The sequence below is a fragment of the Synechococcus sp. LTW-G genome (assembly GCF_054459035.1).
Window position 1 is genome coordinate 18,376 of record NZ_JBTKYW010000007.1, and the last position, 24,003, is coordinate 42,378.

A 24,003-nucleotide genomic window follows, 5' to 3' on the forward strand; every position below is an offset into this window, starting at 1 on the left:
CAATGGGATGCTCTCTATCCATTGATCAGCTCTGGCTCAGCCTGCAGCAGACGCTGAAGAATCATCACGTCGTACCAACGGCCTCGGAGATAGCCGATACGGCGCTGAATGCCAACGCACTCGTAGCCAAACCGCTGATGGAAGCGAATGCTGTGGTCATTTCCAGCCACCACCTTGGCTACCAAATGAACGTAGCCAAGGTCCTGTGCCTTGGCGATCAACTGTTGCAGCAGTTGAGCACCGACCCCCTCGCCCTGAGCGCAAGGGTGAACGTAAACCGACGTTTCTGCGCAGCGGCTATAGCCAGCACGGGGCGAGTAGGTCTTGAGCTCTGCCCAACCCAAGACCTCACCCAATCGGGTCGCCACCAAGAGACAACCTCGATCGCGCAGCTCCTCGCGTTTCTCAGCGACGGCCTGGGGAGCAAAGCGCCGCTCATCCATCGTGATCCCGCCTTGATCAATCGCCCGCTGATAAATCGCGGCGATGGCGGCATCGTCCCTGGGCTGGGCGAGACGAATCTGCAGCGCTGCATCAGCCCCTGCGAAGTCCGCGATCCAAGCGAGCAAATGATCCAGGGCAGGGGGGCCACCCAACTGCTGTAACCGCGCAAAACCGCCGACGTTGCCAACGTTGATCTCGCTGACCCGCCAGGTACCGCAGTCGTCCTGGAGGAAGTCATAGCCAAGGACCCTGAGCCCCAAGGAGGCATAGGCGGGCCAGGTGGCTTCGATCGCCTGACGCTCTGCATCCGTAATCGCAGCCAGGGCGCAGCGGCCACCAGCCGCCACATTGTTCACCCAATGCCCTGTGGCGGAGCGCCGCACATAGGCACCCAGGATCTGGCCATCCAGAACAACAACTCGCTTGTCGCCCTCACTGGTGCGCTGGAGAAAACGCATGAACTGCAGAGGCTCATCCGTTCCCCGCTGGAGCTGCTCCAGCACGGCGCTCAGTGAGCGCTGTTCTGCCCGCTGACCATGGGCATGTTCAACGACATAAACACCTTGACTCCTGTGGAGTCGAAACACCCCCTGGGCTTGGGTGCTGTTGCCCTGTTTGGCAACCACTTGTCCATGGCTCTCCAGAAAGGCTGCGATCTCAGCGGGGTCGCTGCTCACCAAGTGCGCGGGGAGGAAGGCCTCCGCCACCTCCGAGAGGAACTGCGGCTTGAGCTGCTGAATCTTGCTCGAGGGACGATTGAGAAAACGCAACCGCTGCTCGAGGCCCTCCAAAACCTGGAGGTAACCCGGGGGGAAGGGCTTCAGGCTGCGGCAGAAGACAACATCGATCTCACCGGCAACAAAGGGCAACGAGGGAGAATTCCCCAGGGCTAAAAACGAAGGGTGATCAAGTTCGGCCGGCAGTGGCGTCAGCTGCCATTGGGACGCCAAACAGCGGTTGATCTGATCAGTCGCCAGATGCAGGGGCTCCAAATCGGAGTGCCTGGCTGCTGCTCTGTAAAAGCAAGGGACGTCGCCATCAGCGTCGGGGTAACGCCCTGGGTCAGCGATCAACAGGAGCCTGGCGCTCATGTCACAGGCGATATGGCATCGGCACCACTGGCTGCCAATTCAGCCATTTGCTCGCGCTCCTCCTTGAGCTTGGCTGGCTTCGTCTTGGCAAAGGCCGTGATCACAACACCAACCATGATCACGAGCAATCCCACCACTTGATTGCTGGCCGGCCACTGCCGGTTCAACAGGGCTGCGGCCAGGACACCAATCGCAGGAGCTGGGGTCGACCAGCGTCCAACACTTATGGAATCCAGCTTGCTTGAAGCATCGAACCAAAGGAACTGGGATATCACGATGATCAGCAAGGCGTAGATCGCCATCACGATCCAGAGCTGACCGGCAAAAGCATCGGCGAAGTGATGCGGGCCGAAGACAATGTTGGCGATGAAAAAGAAGATCACGCTGGAGGAGGCATTGCGCACAAACACCAAGGCCCGCAAGGAGACGTCCTGATCCAGGACCGCTTTCCCCAAGTTCGCGGAAGCGGCAAAGACCACGGTCGAGAGAAGGATCAGCGCATCCCCCTTATTGACCATCCAATTGGCACCAACAAGGGCCACCATCAAGATGCCGGCAATAATGAAGCTGAAGCCCAGCCACTCCCGCTTCGCGATCAGCCGTCCAAACACAATGGCCCCAGACAGGGCGTAGAGCACTGGAGCCAATCTCCCAAGCAAGATCGCGTTGGTCGATGAGGTGTACTCCAGTCCGGTGTAAATCAGTGCCGAGTTCAAGGCGGCGAGACCACCATCCAGGACCAAGCCCCAACGCACCCGCTTGGGCAGTCGCTTGAGGTCACTCCAAATGGGGGCTGGTTTAAACCAGATCAGGACCACCAACGCCGCGCATAGGTTGCCGACGAAGAGGACATTGCAAAAGGAGATCGGGGTTTCGGCACCCTGACTGAGGGCGGCCCCATGCATCACCAAAAAGGCAATCAGAACCGGGCGCAGGGACGCCAAAACCCTGGAGAGCAATAACTCATGGCGGGGATCGAACTGCATCAGCCCAGGCGCCGGTAGGTCAGCGGATCAGCCTTTAGCGCCATGAGGTCGTCGTACTGAATGACTTCGCCCTCGATGGCGACGGCCTGAGCCACAAGATCAAGGACGCGATCATTCACAGTGCGGCCCTCTTGATCGATCAAGACCAGATCGAGCACCTCTCCCTCGGGGTTGTGGACATGAAAAACAGCAGGGACGCCACCACTGATGCAGCGAATGGCACAGCCCATATGGGTTTTCCCAGCGCCGGGCTTCATCACCCCTGAAAAACACTTGCTGTCAATGATTTCGCCCACCAGGGCAAAGGGGCCGAGGGAGGTTCCCTTCAGATTGGGCGCGGGCAGATCAGCGGGCTGCGGGATGGGCTGCGCACGGCGTGTGTTCATCACGCTCAAAGGCCCATGGCTGAAGAGCGAACCCTTCAACTGCACCCACTGCCCCTGGTGCTGCATCACAGCCTCCGGGGGCCTGGTTTTTCCCGGTCCGGCCAAAAGGATGCGGGAGTAGTGCGCCTCACCTGGCGTTTGTCCTGGGCGGGGCACCAGCACCTGCGCTCCGCCTGGGCCATCCAACAACAAGCCAGAGAGCTGTTTGATCGGTTGACGGCTACCCGCGCCGTACTGGTTCTGAAGACCGGGAACCCAGAGCCCCAGCACAACCATCACGCCAAGCATCAGTGGCAGGAACCAGCCCAGAAAACGGCGATGAGCCTTGGGGAGAGGTCTGTAGTGAATGAAAAAGTCCATCGCTCAGGCCTGCTGGGGAGGGCGGGGAGGCAGTCCGATGCGCACACGCCCCTGACGACACTCAACCGGGAACGTTGGAACGCATTCGGTAAACGGAGGAGGTGAGGCTCCGGTCTCTAAGCGGTACTCGTAGCCATGCCAAGGGCAGACGACACAGCCATTCACGACCCGACCTTCTCCGAGGGGGCCGTTTTGGTGCTGACAAACGTTGGAGAGGGCAAAGAGCTCGCTGCCCTGGCGGAACACGGCCACCCGCTCTCCCGCCAAAGCAAACACCTTGGCCCGGCCATCTGGGATCGCATCGATGGGCCCGAGATCAACCCAGCCCGTGGGATCAGGCTGCAGGGGGCGCCCATCAATCACCCATTCCCGCCAACCACTGATCAGGTGAATGGCGAGCAGCCAGACCAGACCAGCCAAAACCAGGCCTGCCAACCAGGGGGATTGGTTGGTTTGCAGGGCACCCAAGAAGACATGGCCCACCAATGCCGCATAGCCGACATAGACCGCCATGTGAATCGCCTTCCAAACCGGGGCCGTCAGATTCGTCAGCCAAAAGTCATGGCTGGTGGCGGCCATCACAAACAGAACGGCCAGGCCGATTACCCCGAGCAGCTCAAAGGGGAACAGGGCAAAGTCATTGAAATGGCCATTGCTGGTGAACAAACTCACCAGCGGCTCACGGTTGCCGAAGTCGTTGTACCAATTCAGAGCCCCATGGAAGCTCCATGGGAACTGCGGCGCCTTCTGGCCGAGCCAACTCCAAGGCTCCTTGGGCAGATGCCACCCGTTGACATGCAAGAACCCCAATAGGAACACCATCACACCCATGTGACGGCGGTTGAACAACAGGGTGTGAAACAGCGGATTCAACCGTGCCAAGGGCCCGATCGAGAGGGTCAGGTGCAACAGGATGTAGGCCGCACTGCCGTAGGCCCGAATTGCCGCCCCGTCGGTCTCGAGGGGAACATTGGCGGCCGCCGCCCACCAGTGGCTGATCCCCATGAAGAGCAGGAGATAGGCACTCACACCAGCTAAAAGGACGCCGTCATAGATGAGCTTTCGGCGCGTCCATTGCACCGCGACGTAGCCATGGCTCATGGCCGCTCACCTCCAGCAGACAAGGACGGCAACGCCCACGAGGCAACGATGCGCTGATCCAGCGGACTCACCAGCAACAACAGACCTGGCTGAGGGGACCGCAGCGCACGCCCGACAACCACCGGTAAGCGGTAGCGGTGGGTCCCGGCTCCGGCGAGGGAACCCAACAGCTGAGCCTGCGCCAACGACTCAGGGCTCCTGTCGGTCGACGACCAATAGAGCAGTGGATCCGCCAAGTTGAGGGGTTCCTCTGCGATCAAGCGCAACTGAAGCGTCGGGTCCAACACCAGCTGGCCCTTGAGCTGTGTGTCTTGGACCGGCCAATCGAAGGCAAGGAGGAGAGCTCCCTCGGCTGTCGCTCCACCCAGATCGGCCCGAGCGAACAGGGGGTCCGCCGTTGCTGTGACCGGCGGGATCTCAGGGCGCTGAACAAGTGCACTCACCGCCAGCCAAGGCAGGAGAACCCCAAGCGCTGTCATCAGCCAGCGATGGGTCTGCCGTCGACTGCTGATCATGGCCGTGCCGCCAGCCGGTGGGCATTGCGTTCAACGGCTGGCTGAGCACCAAGCCAGAGCCGTTTGATCAGCCAAGGCCATAACAAGGCCAGTCCGGGAATGATCAGGAGCCGGAAGCCAATGTTTCTCCATCCCTTCGCGGAGAAATCGATGCGTTGAACGCCAAAGATGCTGATCAGGATCGCGATGACCACGCTCGCGGAGGCATAGGCCCTCAGGCCATCGACGCCGGCATGAACAAGCGGCAGGGAACCCTCAATCACCTGGCAGATCAGTCTTGTTCGCGAAGACTAGAGATGCTCAAACGAAGGCACCACTGCATTGACCACACGCTGAAACACCAGAGCAAGAGCAGGGCACGAAACAAAAAAAAGCCCCGCAAGAGCGGGGCATAAAGGCAAATCAATCAAGCAGGAATCACTTGACGTACTTGAGACCTCGGTAGTTCAGCTGAGGGTGCTTCTGGGAGACAGCCTCTTTGTTCTGCTGGTACTTCTGGCCGCGATAGGTGAGGGTCATGGATAGTTCCTCGGAGTCAGCCCAGGTCCCCGTTCCATGGCCTGGATCGAACTGCGCCTCAGACAACCAAAAGGTGCCGAGGTGAACGCTTTGTAGCGGTTGCTACAGCACAGTTTTAGCCGCCTGGAATCCAGCCGTGTCGTTCAGGCGATTACAAAACTCCGATTTTGCCGATTAATCGCTTGGGCAGTTCTGCCGTGGGGTCAAAAAGAACAGCAAATCGCACTGAAAACGCGTGAAGTCGCTTAGGGCGTTCTCCACATCCCCCGGGTAACCCGCATCAGCCTGCGCCGAAGAGGGGAGCGGACCAATCGGCGGCGGCAGGGGCTCAGCCAGAGCCACCCCAGGCAAGGCCGAGAGGGTCGCCGCAAGAACAACAGCAGGCCAACGCGTCATCACTGCACCACAGCTCTACTGACTCCATAGCCATGGCCCAAGCCAACGGCAAGGCATCAAAAAACCCGCCAGACCCCCAAAGGATCTGACGGGCAAAGGGTGAATCAAGGATGAGCAGGCTGGACTCAGCCGACGCTCCAAACACCACCGGCGATCTTCACCAGGGGAGCCACGATGGTCGTGCCGGCGAGGAACCAGGCGAAGGCGGCACCGCCGCAACCGCCGAGCCAGAAGCCGCTGGCGAACTCGGCCCAACCCGCCTTGGTGAACAGGTCAGCAGGGGGGTTGTCGATGGTGGCGTCAGCCGGCTGCACGTTGGGGCCACGGCCAGCGGTGCCGTAGATCGAGAGGCAAACCGTCAGGATCGAGACCAGACCCACAGCAGCCAGAAGACCAGCGGTGCTGGCGTACTCGGTGGCGCGCAGGGGGCCACAAATGGCGAAGGGGCCGTAGAGGAAGAAGCCATGGGCCATGCCCACTTCCAGACCGCGACGGTTGGGAGAGAGGGCGGGGCGATAAGCAGGCAGCGCACTCAGGAAAGCGCGGCTGAAGTAGCTGCTGTTGACGGGAGTGGCCAGATTGCCGACACAGGGGTCGGCCACGGGGGTCACGGTCATCGGGGGAAGAACGTCAGGTGGCGCGGAATGAAGCGGCGACAGCTCAGTCGCGGGCTTCGATCACGTTGAACAGCAGGGCCATGGCCACAGCAGGGGCCAGGATCCCGACAAGTGGCACGAACACCGAGGGCATCCAGGCGGCGACGAAATCTCCGGTCATCAGCGTGGGCCAATACAGCTACCGTTCGGCACTGTAAGGAGCCCTGCCGGAGCTGCTCTTCGGGGCCTCAAGGGGCGACATAAAAGTTCAGACCACACCCCCAGCCCATGACCCAGGCACTCACCGGCATCGTCATCGCAGGCGTCCTGACGGCCTGCTGGGTCCTTGGCCGGCCCAAGCGCAACATCCTGCGCTCCACCGATGCGTCCGGCATCGCAGCCCTGAACCGCGGGCAGATGGAGCTGGTCATCCCCTCTGACGGGAGCAACTCCAGCAATCAGGGCAGCCAGGACACGGTCGTCCTCCCCGCCGCCAGCGACCGGCGCGGCCGCCACCAACTGCTGCAACAGCTAGAGCAACAGTTCCGCGCGGGGGGTGAGCAGCGCCGCACGGCCATGGCCATCTGCCAGCTCTGGTGCCACCGCGAGGCCCTGCCCCTGATTCGCCGCGGCCTGCGCGATGCCGACCAGGTGGTCGCCCAGCTCGCCGCTGAAGCCATGACCCACTTCCGTGGCCGCAGCAGCCTGCCTGTTGCCTCGCCTCAGCCGCTCAAGCTGCCGCGCAACGTCTCGCGAATGCGGTAAATCGGACGGCCCTGACTCTCGTGATAGGTGCGCATCTGCACCTCCGAGAGCAGACCAAAACAAAAGAGCTGCACGCCCGTGATCAGGGCCAGGACCGCCACCAGCAATAGGGGCCGGTTGCCGATCTCCGCGCCCCCCAACTTGACCATCAGCAGATAGGCGCTCAGCAGCGCCCCGATGGCCATGGCGCTCAGCCCCCCGAAACCGAAGACGTACATCGGACGGGTCAAGAAGCGCTTCATGAACCAGACCGTGAACAGATCCATCAGCACCCGGAAGGTGCGATCGATCCCGTACTTGCTCTGGCCGAACTGACGGGCGTTGTGGTTCACCTTCACCTCGGCGATGCGGGCCCCTTCGATGAAGGCCAAGGCCGGCAGGAAGCGATGCAGCTCCCCGTAGAGGTTCATGTCCTCCACCAGCTCGCGGCGGTAAGCCTTGAGGGAGCAGCCGTAGTCGTGCAACCGCACCCCCGTCACCCGAGCGATGAGGGCATTAGCGATCTTGCTGGGGAGCAGCCGGCTGACGGCATGGTCCTGGCGCTGGTGCCGCCAGCCGCTCACCAGGTCATACCCCTGCTCCAGGCGCTCCAGCAGCATCGGGATATCGGCCGGATCGTTCTGCAGGTCCCCATCCAGGGTGACGATCAAGCGCCCGCGGCTGGCGTCAAAGCCAGCCGCCATCGCAGCGGTCTGGCCGTAATTGCGGCGCAGCAGAACCGCCACCAGCTCTGGGGCCCCGGCGGCCTGCTGGCGCAAGACCTCGGCCGTGCGATCGGATGAGCCGTCATCCACCAACACCAGCTCAAAGGAGCGGCTCAGGGGACGCAAGGCCAGCAGCAGCTTCTCGACGAGCAGCGGCAGGCTCTCCTCTTCGTTGAACAGAGGCACCACGATCGAGAGGTCTGGAACGCTGGCGCTGCTCAAGAGGGACGGCTCAAGTTGGCTGGAACCTAGAGGAAAGCGCTCAAAAGAGGCTCAGCCCGGCAGCAGCCAAGCCACCCCCAGGCCCAAGTAGGTCCCGAGCAGATAGCCGAGCAAACCAATCGCCACCGAAGGCACGGCCAATTCAGCGCGGCCAATGGCGGTCGCCAGGGCCAGGGCCGTGCTGGGGCCGCCGATGGAGGCCTGGGAGGCCACTAGGGTCTCAGCCATGGGCCAGCGCAGCCAGCGGCGGAAGATCAAAAGCAGCAACGCGGCCTGCACCAGAACCACCACAGCCGCATAGAGCAACACCGGCAAGCCCTCCCCCAGCAGGCCCGCCACCGGGGAGCTCAGGCCCATCACCGTGAAGAAGGGCTGAATCAAGAGCAAGCCCAGGCCATAGCAACCGCGACGGCTGGCGGGCGCCGGCAACTGGGCGACCAGCAGCGCGACCGTTGTGAGCACCAGGATCGAGGGGACGCCCTGCAGCACACCCGTCAGCCCCTGGCTCAGTGCCAACACGGCCAAGCCCCAAAGACCGGCCAGCCACCAGGAGCGCTCCGGCTGATCGCTTGGGGCCTCATTCGCCCAGGTCGCTTCCGGGGCGGCATCCGCCCTCAGTCCAAGCCAGGTGCTGATGGCGAACCAGACCGCGAAGACCACGTAATCGGCGGCGGTCGCCAGGGTCAGCAAGGTCTCTGGGGGATTCAGCGTCCGGGCCACCGAGACGAAATTCAGGCTGCCCCCGGTGAAGGTGGCGGTGTACATCCCCGCCAGCACGTCCCAGTCCTCCCCGAGCAGGGGATGCAGCAACCAGCCCCCCAGCAGCACCCCCAAGACCGTGCTGAGGGCCGCCACCAGAAACGGTCCGAGTAGTTGCCGGGCCTGGGGCCAGAGGCGCCGGAGATCGACCGCGAGCAAGAGCAGGCCGATCGCCAGCGAGGTCAAGGGACCATTGACCCAAGAGGCGGCCTCAGCCTGCAGCTGCACCCCGGCCAGGTTGCTCACCAGCAGGCCGAGCAGCAGCACCACCATCGTCATGCCCAGCTGCCGGCCCCAAGCGGTGCAGGCCAGCAGCCAGCCGAGGGCCGTGAGTGAGAGAACGAGAAGCAAAGACCAAACCATGGACATCAAGGCAGGGTGGAGCCGTCGTGGCAGCGCACCACACGGCCGGCGCCGCGCAGTTCCGTTCGGTAGTGAACGCTGACCGGATCGATCAGCTGGGGATCCAGACCATCGACACCCAGGCCATCGCGGCCGTGCTCCCGGCCAGAACTATGCAGGTAGCGGCCCTGCCCGAGATAGAGCCCCACATGGGTGCAGCGCTGGGGGCGACCAAAAAAGATCAAATCGCCGGGACGCAGCAGGCCATAGCAACCGGGCGCCACCGCCACGGGCTGGCAGAAGCGCTCCTGCTGGTAGGCATCCCGCGGGATCCAGACACCCGCGGCGGCATAGGCCGCCTGGATGAAGCCTGAGCAGTCAAAGTCGGGCCCCAGGCTCCCGCCCCAGAGGTAGTGGTTGGCCCGCTGGCGCGCGGCCTCGGCAAAGGCCAAGACGGCCGGCAGGCGCTCAGCAATGGACGACTCGGACCAGAGCTGCACCCGTTGGCCCGCGATAGAACGGGCATGGCCCAGCAGGTCCCGCGGATCAATCCAGCCGGGGTAGCCGTCCTCCAGCAGCCGCACCCGCAGGCGATTCCCGGTCGGCGCCGCTTGACCCAGAACCTGCAGGGCTCGGCCGGCCCAGGCCTGGGTGGCGAGGCCTGGCCCCGACCAATGGCTGTAGAGATTGAGCGGCGCATCGATGCGCCAAGAACTGCCCGGGTGCAGCAGCTCCAAGGCCACGGGTGTTCCCACGGACAACCTGCTTAACCTCGCCATGACCCCGATTGGCTGCGATGGCGTTCTACTGCCCTGATGGGGAGATGGAGCAAGCACTGGTTGCGGCGATCAGCAGCCTGGAGCAGGAGGGCCGGCCGGGGCTGAGCGAGCAGCTGTCGGTCACCTGGATCCGCTACGGGCAGTCCCTGCGCGGCGGCACAGCTGGGGAAGGGCAGGGGACCCACTGGCGCGGAAACCAAGCCCGCTATCCCGCGAGCGTGGTGAAGCTCCTCTATCTCCTTGCCGCGGAAGCCTGGCTGCAGCGCGAGCTCATCGACGACACCCCGGAGCTGCGGCGGGCCCTGGCCGACATGATCCGGGATTCCAGCAACGACGCCACGGGGCTCGTGGTGGATCTCTTGACGGGAACCTGCAGCGGACCGGAGCTGCCGGCGGCGGCCCTGCAGCAGTGGAGCCAGCAGCGCCAACTGATCAACCGCTGGTATGGCGAGCTGGGCTGGCCGGAATGGCCGGGCAATAACGCCTGCCAGAAGACCTGGGGAGACGGCCCCTATGGCCGCGAGCGTCAGTCCTACGGCCCTGAACTGGAGAACCGCAATCGCCTGAGCAGCAACCTGACGGCCCGGGTGCTGCAGGCGGTCATGGCCCGGGAGTTGCTCTCCCCCAGCGCCTGCAGCCGGATGCAAGAGCTGCTCTCCCGCAGCCTGGACCCCGCGGCCCGCGCCGCTGACCCCGAGAACCAAGTGGATGGATTCCTGGGTGGTGGCCTTCCTGAGGGGGCCCAGCTCTGGAGCAAGGCCGGCTGGATGAGCCAGGCCCGCCACGACGCGGCCTACATCGAAGTGGAAGGCAAGGCTCCGGCCCTGATCGTGGTGCTCAGCGAGGGCCCCGAGCGCGCCCAGGACGAGGCGCTCCTACCGGAGCTCTGCCGGCGCTTGCTGGCGCTCTAAACGAACAAAACCCCAGCCCGTGGTCGGACTGGGGTTTGATCGGGGTGTCCCGGTCGGGAACGGAGAGGGAGGGATTCGAACCCTCGACAGAAGTTGCCTCCTGTAACTCCTTAGCAGGGAGCCGCTTTCAACCACTCAGCCACCTCTCCAGTGGCCCGCAAAGACTATCAGGCGCTGGCACCGCGAACGTCCCGTTGGGGCAGGCGCGGCAAGCGGTGTTTGAAACCGCAGAGGATCTCCCAGGGGATGGTGCCGATCGGGTCGCTCCAGGCCGTGGGATCGATCCGCTCACCGGCCTCCTCCCCGAGCAGCGTGACGACGCTGCCGGCCTCCAGCTCCGGTACATCCGTGGCATCCAGCACCAGCTGATCCATGGTGATCGCCCCCACCTGGGGCACCCTCTGACCGGCGAAGAGCACCTCGAGCTGGTTGGAGAGCAGCCGCGGGACGCCATCGGCATAGCCAATCCCCACCACCGCCAGCCGGCTGGGCCGTTGGGTGATGAAGCGATGGCCGTAGCTCACGCCAACTCCGGCAGGGACCTCCCGAATCAAGCTGACCCGGGCACGGACGTGCATCGCCGGCTGCAGGTCCAGACCGGAACCGAGGTGATCCGAGGGGCGCTGGCCGTAGAGGGCCAGCCCCACCCGCACCAGGTCGTAGTGCAACTGACGGCTGCGCAGGGTCCCAGCGGAATTGGCCAGGTGGCGGCAACCCGAAGGCAACTGCTGCTGCTGCAGTCCCGTCAGGACAGAGTCGAAGCGCTGCTGCTGGGTTGCCGTCAGGGCATCCAGTCCATCTCCCGGGGCATCGGCTCCGGCCAGGTGGGAATAGACCCCCGCCAGCTGCAGCGATTCCAGGCCGGCGATGGCCTGAACCAACCGCGGCCCCTCCTCCCAGGGCGCGCCGAGCCGGCTCATGCCGGTGTCCAATTTGAGGTGGACCGCCAACTGACGACCGCTACCGCTGGCCAGGTTCTGGCAGAGCAACGCCTCACGCATGCCGCTGAGGGTGGGCATCAACTGCCAATGCAGGCAGGCGCGCAACTCATCCGGATGGCTGAGGTTGCCCAGCACCAGGACGGGCTGATCCAGGCCCGCCTGGCGCAACTCCACCCCCTCCTGAAGCGTGGCCACCCCAAAGCAGCTGGCCCCACCGGCGGCGGCAGAACGGGCGACCGGGACCGCGCCGTGGCCATAGCCATCGGCCTTGACCACCGCCATCAGCGCAGAGCCCGGCTGCAGCGAGCGCCTCAGGGCCTCGGCGTTGGCCTGGATCGCCGCCTCATCGATTTCCACCCAGGCGCGCTGACGGGGATGGGGCTGCGGCGCCAAGGCAGCGGCCGCCGGGTCCTCGAAGGCAGCAGCAGGCGATGCGTCAACCATCCGCCCTTGGCAGTGCACCTAGCATGCATAGAAATTACGGGGTTGCCCAGCGCAGCTCCCCAGGCAGCGCTCCCATGGGCTCGGTTCTGGTTCTGAACGCCTCCTACGAGCCCCTGAACGTCACCACCTGGCGCAGGGCAACTGTGATGGTGCTTAAGGGAAAAGCCGAGGGGCTGGAGCACTCCCCCGGGCGGCAACTGCGGCCAGGCCTGGGACTGCCAACGGTGATTCGTCTACGGCAATTCGTCCGCGTGCCCTTCCGGCCACTGCCCCTAACCCGCCGGAACGTCTTCCACCGCGATGGTCAGCGCTGCCAGTACTGCGGCAGCAGCAGCGAACGGCTCTCGATCGATCACGTCCTGCCCCGCAGCCGCGGCGGCAGCCACAGCTGGGACAACGTCACCACGGCCTGCCTGCGCTGCAACGTGCACAAGGGCAATCGCACGCCCAAGGAAGCGAGCATGCCCCTGCAATCGGCGCCCCGGCGGCCGCTCAGCGGTGCGGTCTTTGAGGCCCAACGGCAGATGGCCAAGGGCGGCCACCTGGAATGGGCCAAGTACGTGGACGGCTGGGAGAACCCGCTCGCTAGTTGACCCCGCTGGCCTGATCGGCCAGTTCCTCCAACTGCCGCCGTTGGTCAGCGGAGACGCAGGCACCGATCAACTCAGCCAGTTGGCCCTGGAGCACCGGCTCCAGTGAGAAGTTGCGGCCGAGGCGGTGATCGGTCGTGCGGTTGTCCTTGTAGTTGTAGGTGCGGATCTTCTCGCTGCGATCCCCACTGCCCACCTGGGCCAGACGGGCCGAGCGCTCCTTGGCGTTGGCCTCAGCCAGCTCGCGCTCATAGAGCTTGGCCCGCAGGATCTCCAGCGCCCGTTCACGGTTCTGCAGCTGGGAGCGCTCTTGGGTGCAGAACACACGGATGCCGGTGGGTTTGTGCAGCAGGTCCACGGCCGTCTCCACCTTGTTGACGTTCTGGCCGCCGGCGCCGCCCGAGCGGGCGGTGCTGATCTCCAGGTCCGTGGGGTCGATCTGAACCTCCACCGGGTCGGCCTCGGGCATGACCGCCACCGTGGCCGTCGAGGTGTGGACCCGGCCCTGGGACTCGGTGGCGGGCACCCGCTGCACCCGGTGCACACCGGCTTCGTACTTGAGCTGACTGAAGACGCTGTCGCCCTGGATCGCCAGGATCAGTTCCTTGTAGCCCCCCAGTTCCGCCTCCGAGGCACTGACGGGCTGCACTTTCCAACCGACGCTCTGGGCATAGCGCTCGTACATCCGAGCCAGATCCCCCGCCCAGATCGCCGCCTCATCGCCACCCGCACCGGCGCGAATCTCGAGCATCACGCTGCGTTCGTCCCGGGGATCACGGGGCAGAAGCGCCAAAGTCAGCTGCTCCTCCATGGCGGCAATCTGTGTCGCCAGACCGCTGAGCTCCTCTTGGGCCAGGGCCTCCATCTCCTGGTCGCCGCGGGACTCCTTCAGGAGTTGCCTGGCCTCCTGTTCCTGTTTGCGCCACTGGCAAAGCTGGTCGTAGCCCAGCACCAGGGGCTCCAGCCGGGCCCGCTCCCGCGCAATGGGCTCCAGCTGCGCTGGGTTGGCGGCCACATCCGGGTCTGCCAGCTGCCGCTCCAGGGTGTCAAAGGTGGTACGTGCCGTCTCCAGACGTTCACGCAGGAAAGAAGCATCCATGGAAGCGGCTCAAGCCAGCAAAAAGCCGGACGCCCTAGAGCATCCGGCTTGGGGAATGAATGTCACGTCAGACGTGAGTGACCGATCAGGCCTTCTCGGCTGCTTCGGCCTTGGGCTCGGCTTTGGCATCGGCGCCAGCAGCGCTGCCCATGCCGTACTTGCGCATGAAGCGATCCACACGACCCTCGGTGTCCAGGATCTTTTGGGTCCCGGTATAGAAGGGGTGGTTGCCGCTCCAGACGTCGACGTGGATCTCGGGGGAGGTGGAGCCAGTGGTCATCACCACTTCTCCGTTGCAGATCACCTTGGCATCGGGATACCAGGTGGGGTGAATGTCGGCCTTCGGCATGACGGGTACGGGGCTGAGGGGCGAAAGCGCAATCAGCGCTTGGAGAACTGAGGAGCCTTACGGGCTTTCTTCAGGCCGTACTTACGACGCTCCTTGGCGCGCGGGTCACGGCTGAGGTGCCCTTCAGTCTTGAGGGGCTTGCGGTTGTCAGGGGACAGCTCGCACAGGGCACGGGCGGCGCCTTGCTTGATGGCATCCGCCTGACCCGTCAGACCACCACCGCGGACGTTGACCAGCAGGTCGTACTCACCACCCAGACCAAGGGTCTGAAGGGGAGCCTTGACTGCCGCCAGGTAGGCGGGGTTGTAATTCAGGTAGTTGTCACCGGGACGACCGTTGATGGTCACGGTGCCATTGCCAGGAACGACGCGGACGCGTGCCACGGCGGTCTTACGACGGCCGGTTCCCCAGTAGACGACTTTGGTGGTGCTCATTTGGCGGAAGCGGCGGGATCAAGGGCCAGGGCCTTGGGCTGTTGGGCGGCGTGGGGGTGCTCAGCACCCTTGTAGACCTTCAGCTTGCGGAAGAGCTGACGACCGAGAGCGTTGTGGGGAAGCATGCCCTTAACGGCCTTCTCGATGATCCGCTCGGGGATCCGTGCCTGCAGCGCAGCGAAGGTTTCGGTCTTCATGCCACCGGGGCGACCGGAGTGACGGCGGTAGACCTTGTCGGAAGCCTTGTTGCCGCTCACACGCACCTTCTCAGCATTGATCACGACGACGAAGTCGCCGGCGTCGATGTGAGGGGCGAAGTTGGGGTTGTTCTTACCCCGCAGAACCGAAGCGACCTCGGTGGCAAGCCGGCCGAGGGTCTGGTTCTCAGCGTCCACCAGATACCACTGGCGTGCTGAGGAATCCTGGGGGGGGACGAGAGTCTTGTTCATCGCGCCGGCGGGCCGGTTCGGATAGGACCCCATCACCACGCTTAGGCGGGTGGGGTTGGACAGGGTGTCTGGACTGTGGGTCTCGACTAATGACGGCAGCCACCCGATCACTCGGGTGTCAATCGCTCGTTGAGTGAACCTACCGCTTCGCCGATCCCCACTTCGGGGGACAGGGTTGACAGGCAGGGGCTGGCCGCCGATGGACATCGGCAGGTCAACTCTGAGACCGGCAGACCCAGTCAGTGCAAGGACTGACCCGGTGCTGCTGGCGGTGCATCAGAGCCCTCCAGCAAATACCGCGGTTGACAATCGTACCAGGCAGCCTGGGGGAAGACTTCACTCGGGTAGCCCACCCTCAGCAGGCATAACCCCTGCGGGGGAGCGGCTTCTTTGACCTCGTCACGGGCCTGGTTTCGCCAGCGGCGACTGAAGGCCTCCAGGCTGAGGCGTCCCTCCCCGACGGCCACCAGCTGCCCCATCACAAGGCGCACCATCCCGTAGAGAAAGCCGCTGGCCTGAAGCTCCACCTCCAGCAGGTCACCGCGGCGCTGCACCGAGACCTCCTGGAGGGTCGTACGGGAGTGTGAGCGGGCGCTACCCGCCCTCTCAAACGCCGCAAAATCGTGCTCCCCGAGCATGCCCTCGAGGGCCTCGCGCATCCGGGCCTCATCGAGCCTGAACTGATAGCGGTGCCAGCTCCAGGGAGCCAGAAACAGATTGGGGATGCGGGCGTTGTAGATGGTGTAGCGGTAGCGCCTGTAGGTGGCGCTAAAGCAGGCATGCCAGTCCGCGGGAACGGAAGCTGCTGAACGCACGCGGATGCTGGCCGGCAGGCGGCCGTTGAGGGCCGCGGGCCAGCGGTGCGGAGGGATCGGGCCGGCGCAGTCGAAATGCACCACCTGGCCAGCGGCGTGAACGCCGCTGTCGGTTCGACCAGCCGCCACAACGGTGGCGGGGCCATCTGGATCCAACTGAGCCAAGGCCCGCTCCAGCGCTTCCTGGACGCTGGGTTCCCGGGGCTGGCGCTGCCAGCCGCAGTAGGCCGAGCCGTCGTACTGCAGGCAGAGGGCGATGCGCCTAAGCCCCCCTGCTGGCGTCGCGTCAGTCAAAGCTGCTGCACCAAAGCCATAAAAAACCGCGCGGAGGAGAGCCCCCCACGCGGTGCGGATGATCGACAGCAGGTCCGCTCGGACCCACGGACTCAGACCAGCTCGATGATCGCCATTTCGGCGTTGTCGCCACGGCGGGGAACGGTGCGAATGATGCGGGTGTAACCGCCATTGCGGTCGCCGTAACGCTCCTGGGCCTTGTCGAACAGGGCGTGGACCAGTTGCTTGTCGTAGATGTAGCCGATGGCACGACGGCGGGCGGCAAGGCTGCCGTCCTTGGCCAGGGTGATCATGCGCTCAGCTTCATCGCGAAGCGCCTTGGCACGGGCCTTGGTGGTGGTCAGACGACCCTCACGGATCAGCTGAGTGGTCAGAGCGCGAAGCATGGCTTTGCGCTGGTCGGCGGGACGCCCCAACTTGGGGACTCGGCACTGGTGACGCATGACTAAATCGGGTTAACGCGGGAGACAGGGTGCTGCGCGATCAGGCGCTGGTGCGGCTCTGGGGCAGGGAGATACCGATGCGCTCGAGGGCCTCGATCACCTCGTCAGCCGACTTGGAACCGAAGTTCTTGATTTCGAGCAGATCTTCGTAGCTGAAGCCCATCAGGTCAGACACGGAGTTGACTTGGGCGCGCTTCAGGCAGTTGTAGGCGCGAACCGAGAGGTTCAGCTCTTCCAGGGGAATCTGAGCTTCGGCGGAGGGCTCGGGCTCCTGGCCTTGCTCCTCTTCCATGGTCAGGGTCGCCATGGGCTGGATCAAGGTGATCAGCTGGTTGGCGGCCTGGGCCATCGCGTCGTCAGGCGTCAGGGAACCGTCGGTCTGAATCTCCAGACGCAGGCGCTCACGGGCCGATCCGCCTTCACCGACAGCGGTCTCGTCGATGGTGTAATTCGCCCGCTGGACAGGCATGAAGACGGCATCGATCTGGAGAAGATCGACAGCGCTGGTGTCCTCAACGCGGCGGTCAACGGGGCGATAGCCAACACCACGCTCGACGTGCACCTCGAGCTCCAGGCTGTGGCCTTCGGCGACGGTGGCAATCGGGCGGGCGGGGTCGATCACCGACACCTGTGAGGAGAACTGCAGGTCACCGGCGGTGACGGTCGCAGGACCATTCACGACCAGACGGCCGATCTCCAGCTCGCGGCTGCGGCTGTTGACGGCAACGTCCTTGCAGTTGAGAAGGATGTCGAGGACGTCTTCGCGGACGCCAGGAACGGTGGCGTACTCGTGGTTCACGCCAGCGATGCGCACGGCGGTGATGGCGCTGCCCTCCAGGGCACCCATCAGCATGCGGCGCAGGGAATTACCGAGGGTCGTCGCCTGGCCACGCTCAAGGGGGCCAATGACGAAGACGCCGGTTTGGGAACGATCGTCAGCGATCTGGTGTTCAACCCGATCGATCTGGTACTGCAACACGGTCTGAAGCTCAGATAGGTGGATGGACCCCCTCTGGGGCTAGTCGATGCGTCGAATCAGACCCGGCGACGCTTGGAACGGCGGCAACCGTTGTGGGGCAGCGGGGTGACGTCACGGATCAGGGTGATCTCCAGACCGGCAACCTGCAGGGCACGGATGGCGGTTTCACGACCGGAACCAGGACCGCGAACCAGCACCTCGATTTGGCGCATCCCCTGCTCAAGGGCGCGACGGGCTGCTGCTTCTGCGGCGGTCTGGGCGGCGAAGGGGGTGCCTTTACGGGCGCCCTTGAAACCGCTGGCACCAGCGGAGCTCCAGGAGATCACTTCACCAGCGGTGTCAGTGATGGAGACGATGGTGTTGTTGAACGTGCTCTGGATGTGGGCAACGCCATTAGGGACGTTGCGCTTCGTCTTCTTGGAACCAGATTTCTTGGCGGGCTTGGCCATGGATAAAGCCCTGCGGTCGCAGGGAGGTGATCGGGGGTCTTAGGGGGGCAACCTGGTGACGACGGCACGCAATCGGCCGAACGGCAGGTGCTAGGGGGCCAAAGGGCTAGAGCAAGCCGCGGCTTACTTCTTCTTACCGGCCACGGTCTTGCGGCTACCGCGGCGGGTCCGGGCATTGGTGCGGGTGCGCTGACCGCGAACGGGCAGACCGACGCGGTGACGACGGCCACGGACGCAGCCGATGTCCTGCAGGCGCTTCATGGCCATGCCCTCCTGACGGCGAAGATCGCCTTCGAGGGTGTAGCTCTCGGTTGCACCGCGCAGCTTTTGGACGTCGGAATCATCCAGGTCCTTGACGCGGGTGTCGGGGTTGACACCGGTCTTGGCCAGAATCTTTTGGGCCGTGGTCAGGCCGATTCCGTAGACGTAGGTCAGGGCGATTTCGATCCTCTTGTCGCGAGGAATATCAACGCCGGCGATACGAGCCACTGAAAAAACGTTGGGGGTGAGCAGGGGAAGGACTTGAGCGGTTGCCCTCAGAACGAACCGAGAGACACTCAAGCCAGTTGTTTTGGTCCCAAGGGACCGGGGGCAAGGTCAGCGCAGGATCAACCCTGGCGCTGCTTGTGCTTCGGGTTGGTGCAGATGACCATCACCCGACCGTGCCGGCGAATCACGCGGCACTTGTCGCACATTTTCTTGACCGAGGCACGCACCTTCATGGGAGCGGTCTCTCCAAATTTCCAAACAGCGACCTTACCACAGGGGTCAACCCAACAGGGCTGCGATCCGATCGGCAATGGCGTCGACTGTGCCAGCCGCTTCGACCGGGGCAATCAGCCCACGTTCGCGGTAATAGGCAATCAGGGGCTCGGTTTGCTCGCGGTAGACCTCCAGGCGGTGGCGGATGACCTCCTCGTTGTCGTCGGCCCGGCCGCGGGAGAGCAATCGCTGCACCAGAACACCGTCATCGAGTTCCATCAGAACGACGAGCTCGATCTGCTGGCCCAGCTCCTCGAGCAGGCTGGCCAGGGCATCGGCCTGGGCGACGTTGCGGGGGAAGCCATCCAGCAACCAGCCACCACTGTGGTTTTGCAGGCGGCTGCGGACGATCGCCAGCACCAGGGCATCGCTCACCAGCTCACCGCGGGCCATCACGGCCTCCGCCTCTTTGCCCAGGTCGCTGCCGGCGGCGACTTCAGCCCGCAGCAGATCACCGGTGGAGAGGTGGAGCAGGCCTTGGCTCTCGGCAAGCTTCTGGGCTTGGGTGCCCTTACCGGCGCCGGGGGGACCGAGGAACAGCAGACGTTGCTTCATGGCAAGGAAGGAAGAGAAGGAGCAAGGAAGGGGGGAGTTACTGGCGAACCATGCCTTCGTACCGCTGGGAGATCACGGCGGTTTGCAGTTGCTTGGCGGTCTGAATCGCGACGCCAACCAAGATCAACAGGCTCGTGGCACCCAAGCCTTGGAAGGTCTGCACGCGCGTGGCCGACTCCACGGCCGAGGGCACGATCGCCACAGCCCCCAGGAAAAGGGCACCCAGCAAGGTCAGACGGTTTTGGATACCCGTCAGGTAAGCCGTGGTCGCTGAGCCAGGGCGAACCCCAGGGATGGCGACACCACCGCGCTTGAGGTTGGAGGCCACGTCCACCGGACGCACCGTGAGGGTGGCGTAGAAGAAGGAGAAGCCAATGATCAGCCCGAAGAAAAGCAGCGCATAGACCCAGGGGGTGCTGCTGTTGGGGCTCAGGAAACTGGCGACCTGAATCAGCGTGGGGTTCTTGCTGAAGTTGGCGATCTGCAGCGGCAGGAAGACCACGGCCGAGGCAAAGATGATCGGCATCACGCCACCGGCATTGAGCTTCAGAGGCAGGTAGCTCTGGCGGGCGGAGATCCCGGCCCCGCCCACCTGGCGCTTGGCGCTGACGATCGGGATGCGGCGGCTGCCCTCCTCAACGCAGACGATGCCAACGATGGTGATCAGGAAGACCGCCACCAGGACGACGATGCCGCCAACGGCCTCACGACCACCGGTTTGGGCCAACTCGATGGTCGAGCCCAAGGCCCTGGGGAGGGTGGCCACGATGTTCAGGTAGATGACCAGAGACGCGCCCTGGCCAATGCCCCGCTCGGTGATCACCTCACTGAGCCACATCACCACCATCGAACCGGTCACCAGGGCGATCGCCGTCTGCACCACGAAGACCAGATCCGGTGTGCCGGGAAGGGCGTAGGGCCGGAGGATCAGGGCAAAGACAATGCTTTGGAACAGTCCCCAGCCCAGGGCGACATAGCGGGTGTACTGGGCGATCTTGCGGCGTCCCGCCTCACCTTCGTTCTTCTGCAGATCCTCCAGCTGCGGCAGGGCTGATGTCAGCAGCTGAATGATGATCGAGGCGTTGATGAAGGGAAGGATCCCCAGGGCGAAAACGCCCAACGCGGAGATGCCACCACCGGTGAAGATGTCCAGGAAGCCCAGCAGGGAGCCCCCCTGGGCAGCGAAGGCCTGGAAGGCCTGGCGGTCGATCCCGGGAACAGGGATATAGATGCCCAGGCGCACCAGGAGCAGCAGCCCCAAGGTGATGAGAACCCTGTCGCGCAGATCCTTGGCTTGGACCAGCTGCGTGAGGATTTCACCGGCACTGGGGTTACGCCCCCGGCTGACGACCATGGCAGGTGCAGACGAACGAGAAAAAACCGCCTAGCGATCGATCGGATCACCAGACGGCATTGACCTTAATGGGCCGTGGACAAGCGGAGATCAGATCTCTTCGCAGGTGCCACCAGCGGCTTCGATCTTCTGGCGGGCCGAGGCGGTGAAAGCGGCCGCCTGGACGGTCAGCTTCACGCTCAGTTCGCCATTACCCAGGACCTTCAGGGGGGCCTTGGGGTTGGTCACCAAACCGTCCTTCACCAGGGTATCGATGTTGACGGTGCTGCCGGCCTTGATCTCAGACAGCTTGGCAACGTTGATCACCGTGTAGTTCTTGGGGTTGATCACGGTGAAGTGCTTCAGCTTCGGCACCCGGCGGTACAGAGGCATCTGGCCACCCTCGAAGCCAGGACGGGTCGGACGACCCGAACGGGACTTCTGACCGCGCATGCCGAAACCGCAGCTGGCGCCTTGGCCGGCGGCGATGCCGCGTCCCTTACGCAGCTTGCGGCGACGGGCCCCCTTCTGGGGGGCGAGGGACTGGAGATTGAGCGACGTCATGGCGGTCCTCAGGAGTAGATCTGCTCGAGGGAGATGCCACGCTCCTTGGCGGTCTCCTTGTGGGTACGCAGGCCGGCCAGGGCATCCATGGCGGCGCGGGCGTTGTTCAGGGGGGTCTTGGAGCCTAGGCGCTTGGCGAGCACGTTCTTAATGCCGGCAAGCTCAAGCACCGTACGGATGGAACCACCCGCGATCACACCGGTACCAGGGGCAGCGGGACGGATCAGGACGCTGGCAGCGCCATCACGGCCGTTGCTCAAGGTGGGGATCGAGGAGGCACGGGTCAGAGGCACCTTGACCAGGTGCTTCTTGCCATCGGCGACGCCCTTGCGGACAGCACCGATCACGTCGCCAGCCTTGCCGACGCCGACGCCGACCTGGCCCTTCTCGTTGCCGACGACAACGATGGCCCGGAAGCTCATCTTCTTACCGCCCTTGACGGTCTTGGAGACGCGGCGGATTTGCACCACGCGCTCCTGCCATTCGGAGTCACGCTCCTGGCCACGACGGCCACGGCGGTCGCCACCGCGACGGTCGCCACGGCCTTCGCCGCGACCACCACGGCGCTGGTCCTGCTGCTGACCTTCGGCCGCTGCGGGCACGTCAGCTGCCGCTGGCACGGCGTTGGACTGGGTGTTGTTGGTTTCGGTCATGGTGAGAGCAGGGATCAGAACTGAAGGCCCGCTTCCCGGGCGGCGTCAGCCAGGGCCTTGACACGGCCGTGGTAGAGGTTGCCGCCACGATCGAAGACCACCGATTGAATGCCCTTGGCGAGGGCACGCTTGGCGACCAGCTGACCGACTGCGACAGAAGCATCGCAGGTGGCGCCGATGGTGACGTTGCTGCGGAGCTCTTTATCGACGGTTGAGGCAGAGCAGAGGGTGCTCTGCGCAACGTCGTCGATGACTTGTGCGTAGATGTGGTTGTTGGAGCGGAACACAGCCAGGCGGGGACGCGCGGCGGTGCCGGAGAGATTGCGGCGCAGACGGCGGTGACGCTTTTGTGTCTGCTGCTTGCGGGAAAGGGTGGACATGGAAGTACTGGGTAAAAACGCTTAAGCAGACCTCACTTCTTACCGGTCTTACCGGCCTTGCGGAGGATGCGTTCGCCCGCGTACTTGATGCCCTTGCCCTTGTAAGGCTCGGGGGGACGGATGGCGCGAACTTTGGCCGCTTCGTTGCCCACCAGCTCCTTGTCGGGGCCGGAGACAATCACGGTGGTGTTGCCGTCGACGGCGAAGGTCACGCCCTCGGGGGCGATCATTTCAACCTGGTGGCTGTAACCAGCGCTGACGACGAGCTTCTTGCCCTGAACGGCGGCGCGGTAACCCACACCGACGATCTCGAGCTTGCGGGTGAAGCCCTGGCTGACACCCTCGACCATGTTGGCCACGAGGGTCCGGCACAGACCGTGGCGCTCACGGGAGCGACGGCTGGTGCTGGAGGGGGAGACCACAAGGGTGCTGCCGTCCTGAGCAATGGCCACGCCCTCAGGCAGGGTGCGGCTCAGTTCGCCCTTAGGGCCTTTGACTTTGACGTCAAGGCCGTTGAGGCTGACGGTGACGCCGCCCGGAACGGGAATCGGCGATTTACCAATACGAGACATGAATCAATCCCCCTAATCAGTAGACGTAAGCGAGCACTTCGCCACCGACGCCCTGCTTGCGGGCGTCGCGGTCGCTCATCACACCCTTGGAGGTGGAGATGATGGCCACGCCGAGACCGCCCAGCACTTTGGGGAGCTGACGAGTGTTCTTGTAGACGCGCAGGCCAGGCTTGCTGACTCGCTGCACGGTGCGGATGATCGGCTGGCGATGCTTGCCGCTGTACTTGAGTTCCAGCACCAGGTGCTTCATCACGCCTTCACCTTCTTCGGTGATCTCGGCGATGAAACCTTCCTGTTGCAGCACCTTGGCGATGCTCTGGGCCATGCGCGAGGCAGGCACCTTGGTGGATTGATGACGTTTCTCACTCGCATTGCGAATGCGGGTGAGCATGTCGGAAATCGGGTCGTGATTAGCCATAGGTCGGGTCCGAAGAGGGCTCAGTTGCTGCGGAACGGCATTCCCATCTCGCGGAGGAGGGCCCGGCCCTCTTCGTCGTTACGGGCAGTGGTCACGATGGTGATGTCCATGCCCCGGATGGCATCGATCTTGTCGAAAGAGATCTCGGGAAAAATGATCTGCTCCTTCACCCCGAGGGTGTAGTTGCCACGACCGTCGAAGCTCTTCTCGCTCACACCGCGGAAGTCGCGGATGCGGGGGAGAGCCAGGTTGATGAGACGCTCGAGGAACGCATACATGCGGTCACCGCGGAGGGTGACGGCCACGCCAATCGGCATGCCCTGACGGATTTTGAAGCCAGCGATGGCCTTCTTGGCGCGGGTCACAACCACCTTTTGACCGGTGATGGTGGCCAGCTCCTCGATCGAGGCCTCAAGGGCCTTGGCGTTGGCTGCGGCTTCGCCGAGACCCCGGTTGACGGTGACTTTCACCACCTTGGGGACTTCGTGAATGTTCGAGAGACTGAGATCCTTAAGCAACTTGGGCTGGATCTTCTCCCGATAGTTCTGTTTAAGGGACATGACGGGGAAAGGAGATGCGCTTCTGGGCTTGGTCAGAAGGCGGA

General features: G+C 64.0%; 35 protein-coding genes and 1 tRNA gene. 3 read left to right on the forward strand and 33 right to left on the reverse strand.

The window, feature by feature from the left end; all coding sequences use genetic code 11:
* Positions 1-14 precede the first annotated feature (14 nt).
* The 10 genes from ACXIQ9_RS10550 to ACXIQ9_RS10595 all read right to left on the reverse strand — a co-directional run bounded on the left by ACXIQ9_RS10550 (position 15) and on the right by ACXIQ9_RS10595 (position 6,575).
* The gene (locus ACXIQ9_RS10550) at positions 15-1,535 is read right to left on the reverse strand and encodes a GNAT family N-acetyltransferase (RefSeq protein ID WP_459016636.1); all 1,521 of its coding nucleotides are present in this window, start codon (positions 1,533-1,535) and stop codon (positions 15-17) included.
* Positions 1,532-2,521, reverse strand: a complete 990-nt coding sequence (locus ACXIQ9_RS10555; protein ID WP_459016637.1) for a DMT family transporter — start codon at positions 2,519-2,521, stop codon at positions 1,532-1,534. The genes ACXIQ9_RS10550 and ACXIQ9_RS10555 overlap by 4 nt, the downstream gene beginning before the upstream one ends.
* A complete protein-coding gene (locus ACXIQ9_RS10560; protein ID WP_296416115.1) occupies positions 2,521-3,267 on the reverse strand; it encodes a hypothetical protein in 747 nt (248 codons plus the stop codon). The genes ACXIQ9_RS10555 and ACXIQ9_RS10560 overlap by 1 nt, the downstream gene beginning before the upstream one ends.
* A gap of 3 nt (positions 3,268-3,270) precedes the next feature.
* Complete coding sequence (locus ACXIQ9_RS10565; RefSeq protein ID WP_459016638.1) at positions 3,271-4,368, reverse strand: Rieske 2Fe-2S domain-containing protein; 1,098 nt, start codon at positions 4,366-4,368, stop codon at positions 3,271-3,273.
* Positions 4,365-4,883 carry a hypothetical protein gene (locus ACXIQ9_RS10570; RefSeq protein WP_459016639.1) on the reverse strand — a complete coding sequence of 173 codons (519 nt, stop codon included), beginning with the start codon at positions 4,881-4,883 and terminating at the stop codon, positions 4,365-4,367. Before ACXIQ9_RS10570 ends, ACXIQ9_RS10565 begins: the two co-directional genes overlap by 4 nt.
* Positions 4,880-5,146 (reverse strand): hypothetical protein, encoded by a 267-nt coding sequence (locus tag ACXIQ9_RS10575; RefSeq protein ID WP_459016640.1) that lies wholly within the window; start codon positions 5,144-5,146, stop codon positions 4,880-4,882. The genes ACXIQ9_RS10570 and ACXIQ9_RS10575 overlap by 4 nt, the downstream gene beginning before the upstream one ends.
* A 154-nt stretch (positions 5,147-5,300) precedes the next feature.
* Entirely contained in the window at positions 5,301-5,468 is a 168-nt protein-coding gene (locus ACXIQ9_RS10580; protein WP_459016642.1) for a DUF4278 domain-containing protein, read from the reverse strand.
* A gap of 108 nt (positions 5,469-5,576) precedes the next feature.
* Complete coding sequence (locus tag ACXIQ9_RS10585) at positions 5,577-5,798, reverse strand: hypothetical protein (RefSeq protein WP_459016643.1); 222 nt, start codon at positions 5,796-5,798, stop codon at positions 5,577-5,579.
* Between the two features lie 125 nt (positions 5,799-5,923).
* The gene (locus ACXIQ9_RS10590) at positions 5,924-6,415 is read right to left on the reverse strand and encodes a photosystem I reaction center subunit XI (protein ID WP_010315026.1); all 492 of its coding nucleotides are present in this window, start codon (positions 6,413-6,415) and stop codon (positions 5,924-5,926) included.
* A 43-nt stretch (positions 6,416-6,458) separates the two neighbouring features.
* On the reverse strand, positions 6,459-6,575 hold the full coding sequence (locus ACXIQ9_RS10595) for a photosystem I reaction center subunit VIII (protein WP_010315023.1): 117 nt from the start codon (positions 6,573-6,575) through the stop codon (positions 6,459-6,461).
* A gap of 107 nt (positions 6,576-6,682) precedes the next feature.
* On the opposite strand from ACXIQ9_RS10595, the gene ACXIQ9_RS10600 reads away from it, so the two are divergent.
* Entirely contained in the window at positions 6,683-7,159 is a 477-nt protein-coding gene (locus tag ACXIQ9_RS10600) for a HEAT repeat domain-containing protein (protein WP_459016644.1), read from the forward strand.
* On the opposite strand, the gene ACXIQ9_RS10605 is transcribed toward ACXIQ9_RS10600, so the two are convergent.
* The 3 genes from ACXIQ9_RS10605 to ACXIQ9_RS10615 are packed head-to-tail and all read right to left on the reverse strand — an operon-like array spanning position 7,117 to position 9,965.
* A complete protein-coding gene (locus tag ACXIQ9_RS10605) occupies positions 7,117-8,085 on the reverse strand; it encodes a glycosyltransferase family 2 protein (protein ID WP_459016645.1) in 969 nt (322 codons plus the stop codon). The two genes, ACXIQ9_RS10600 and ACXIQ9_RS10605, sit on opposite strands and share 43 nt — an antisense overlap.
* Positions 8,086-8,136: 51 nt before the next feature.
* The gene (locus ACXIQ9_RS10610; RefSeq protein ID WP_459016646.1) at positions 8,137-9,213 is read right to left on the reverse strand and encodes a DUF819 family protein; all 1,077 of its coding nucleotides are present in this window, start codon (positions 9,211-9,213) and stop codon (positions 8,137-8,139) included.
* Positions 9,213-9,965 carry a C40 family peptidase gene (locus ACXIQ9_RS10615; RefSeq protein WP_459016647.1) on the reverse strand — a complete coding sequence of 251 codons (753 nt, stop codon included), beginning with the start codon at positions 9,963-9,965 and terminating at the stop codon, positions 9,213-9,215. The genes ACXIQ9_RS10610 and ACXIQ9_RS10615 overlap by 1 nt, the downstream gene beginning before the upstream one ends.
* Before the next feature lie 17 nt (positions 9,966-9,982).
* Between ACXIQ9_RS10615 and ACXIQ9_RS10620 the strand changes: the two genes are divergently transcribed.
* Positions 9,983-10,876, forward strand: coding sequence for a serine hydrolase (locus tag ACXIQ9_RS10620; RefSeq protein WP_459016648.1), 894 nt, complete (start codon positions 9,983-9,985; stop codon positions 10,874-10,876).
* A 60-nt stretch (positions 10,877-10,936) separates the two neighbouring features.
* Here ACXIQ9_RS10620 and ACXIQ9_RS10625 read toward each other — a convergent pair.
* Together ACXIQ9_RS10625 and alr are read right to left on the reverse strand one after the other, a co-directional pair.
* A tRNA-Ser gene (locus ACXIQ9_RS10625) sits at positions 10,937-11,025 on the reverse strand.
* Between the two features lie 18 nt (positions 11,026-11,043).
* Positions 11,044-12,261, reverse strand: a complete 1,218-nt coding sequence (gene alr, locus ACXIQ9_RS10630) for an alanine racemase (protein WP_459016649.1) — start codon at positions 12,259-12,261, stop codon at positions 11,044-11,046.
* 74 nt (positions 12,262-12,335) lie between these two features.
* Here alr and ACXIQ9_RS10635 point away from each other — a divergent pair, with 74 nt between their 5' ends.
* On the forward strand, positions 12,336-12,854 hold the full coding sequence (locus ACXIQ9_RS10635; protein ID WP_010315006.1) for an HNH endonuclease: 519 nt from the start codon (positions 12,336-12,338) through the stop codon (positions 12,852-12,854).
* Here ACXIQ9_RS10635 and prfA read toward each other — a convergent pair.
* From prfA to rplE, 18 genes are all read right to left on the reverse strand, one after another.
* Positions 12,847-13,950, reverse strand: coding sequence for a peptide chain release factor 1 (gene prfA / locus ACXIQ9_RS10640; RefSeq protein WP_247479622.1), 1,104 nt, complete (start codon positions 13,948-13,950; stop codon positions 12,847-12,849). The two genes, ACXIQ9_RS10635 and prfA, sit on opposite strands and share 8 nt — an antisense overlap.
* Before the next feature lie 85 nt (positions 13,951-14,035).
* Entirely contained in the window at positions 14,036-14,299 is a 264-nt protein-coding gene (gene rpmE / locus ACXIQ9_RS10645) for a 50S ribosomal protein L31 (RefSeq protein ID WP_010315003.1), read from the reverse strand.
* Positions 14,300-14,331: 32 nt separating this feature from the next.
* Entirely contained in the window at positions 14,332-14,733 is a 402-nt protein-coding gene (gene rpsI / locus ACXIQ9_RS10650) for a 30S ribosomal protein S9 (RefSeq protein WP_010314999.1), read from the reverse strand.
* On the reverse strand, positions 14,730-15,182 hold the full coding sequence (rplM, locus tag ACXIQ9_RS10655) for a 50S ribosomal protein L13 (protein WP_010314998.1): 453 nt from the start codon (positions 15,180-15,182) through the stop codon (positions 14,730-14,732). Before rplM ends, rpsI begins: the two co-directional genes overlap by 4 nt.
* Positions 15,183-15,421: 239 nt before the next feature.
* Positions 15,422-16,291: a tRNA pseudouridine(38-40) synthase TruA gene (gene truA, locus ACXIQ9_RS10660; protein WP_459016650.1), complete on the reverse strand. Its 870-nt coding sequence runs from the start codon at positions 16,289-16,291 to the stop codon at positions 15,422-15,424.
* Positions 16,292-16,383: 92 nt separating this feature from the next.
* Positions 16,384-16,734, reverse strand: coding sequence for a 50S ribosomal protein L17 (gene rplQ, locus ACXIQ9_RS10665; RefSeq protein ID WP_010314995.1), 351 nt, complete (start codon positions 16,732-16,734; stop codon positions 16,384-16,386).
* Between the two features lie 40 nt (positions 16,735-16,774).
* Positions 16,775-17,713, reverse strand: a complete 939-nt coding sequence (locus tag ACXIQ9_RS10670; protein ID WP_247479625.1) for a DNA-directed RNA polymerase subunit alpha — start codon at positions 17,711-17,713, stop codon at positions 16,775-16,777.
* Between the two features lie 56 nt (positions 17,714-17,769).
* The gene (gene rpsK, locus ACXIQ9_RS10675; RefSeq protein WP_010314991.1) at positions 17,770-18,162 is read right to left on the reverse strand and encodes a 30S ribosomal protein S11; all 393 of its coding nucleotides are present in this window, start codon (positions 18,160-18,162) and stop codon (positions 17,770-17,772) included.
* Positions 18,163-18,285: 123 nt separating this feature from the next.
* Complete coding sequence (gene rpsM, locus ACXIQ9_RS10680) at positions 18,286-18,651, reverse strand: 30S ribosomal protein S13 (RefSeq protein ID WP_010314989.1); 366 nt, start codon at positions 18,649-18,651, stop codon at positions 18,286-18,288.
* Between the two features lie 119 nt (positions 18,652-18,770).
* Complete coding sequence (gene rpmJ / locus ACXIQ9_RS10685; protein ID WP_006173336.1) at positions 18,771-18,884, reverse strand: 50S ribosomal protein L36; 114 nt, start codon at positions 18,882-18,884, stop codon at positions 18,771-18,773.
* A 46-nt stretch (positions 18,885-18,930) separates the two neighbouring features.
* Positions 18,931-19,479, reverse strand: coding sequence for an adenylate kinase (locus ACXIQ9_RS10690; RefSeq protein WP_296416107.1), 549 nt, complete (start codon positions 19,477-19,479; stop codon positions 18,931-18,933).
* Between the two features lie 37 nt (positions 19,480-19,516).
* Positions 19,517-20,833 carry a preprotein translocase subunit SecY gene (gene secY / locus ACXIQ9_RS10695; RefSeq protein WP_010314968.1) on the reverse strand — a complete coding sequence of 439 codons (1,317 nt, stop codon included), beginning with the start codon at positions 20,831-20,833 and terminating at the stop codon, positions 19,517-19,519.
* Positions 20,834-20,923: 90 nt separating this feature from the next.
* A complete protein-coding gene (gene rplO / locus ACXIQ9_RS10700) occupies positions 20,924-21,376 on the reverse strand; it encodes a 50S ribosomal protein L15 (protein ID WP_459016651.1) in 453 nt (150 codons plus the stop codon).
* Between the two features lie 8 nt (positions 21,377-21,384).
* Complete coding sequence (gene rpsE, locus ACXIQ9_RS10705) at positions 21,385-22,029, reverse strand: 30S ribosomal protein S5 (RefSeq protein WP_459016652.1); 645 nt, start codon at positions 22,027-22,029, stop codon at positions 21,385-21,387.
* Between the two features lie 14 nt (positions 22,030-22,043).
* Positions 22,044-22,409 (reverse strand): 50S ribosomal protein L18, encoded by a 366-nt coding sequence (gene rplR / locus ACXIQ9_RS10710; protein WP_010314960.1) that lies wholly within the window; start codon positions 22,407-22,409, stop codon positions 22,044-22,046.
* Between the two features lie 32 nt (positions 22,410-22,441).
* Entirely contained in the window at positions 22,442-22,981 is a 540-nt protein-coding gene (gene rplF, locus ACXIQ9_RS10715) for a 50S ribosomal protein L6 (protein ID WP_010314956.1), read from the reverse strand.
* A gap of 16 nt (positions 22,982-22,997) precedes the next feature.
* The gene (gene rpsH / locus ACXIQ9_RS10720; protein WP_010314954.1) at positions 22,998-23,399 is read right to left on the reverse strand and encodes a 30S ribosomal protein S8; all 402 of its coding nucleotides are present in this window, start codon (positions 23,397-23,399) and stop codon (positions 22,998-23,000) included.
* Between the two features lie 20 nt (positions 23,400-23,419).
* The gene (rplE, locus tag ACXIQ9_RS10725; protein ID WP_010314952.1) at positions 23,420-23,959 is read right to left on the reverse strand and encodes a 50S ribosomal protein L5; all 540 of its coding nucleotides are present in this window, start codon (positions 23,957-23,959) and stop codon (positions 23,420-23,422) included.
* Positions 23,960-24,003 lie beyond the last annotated feature (44 nt).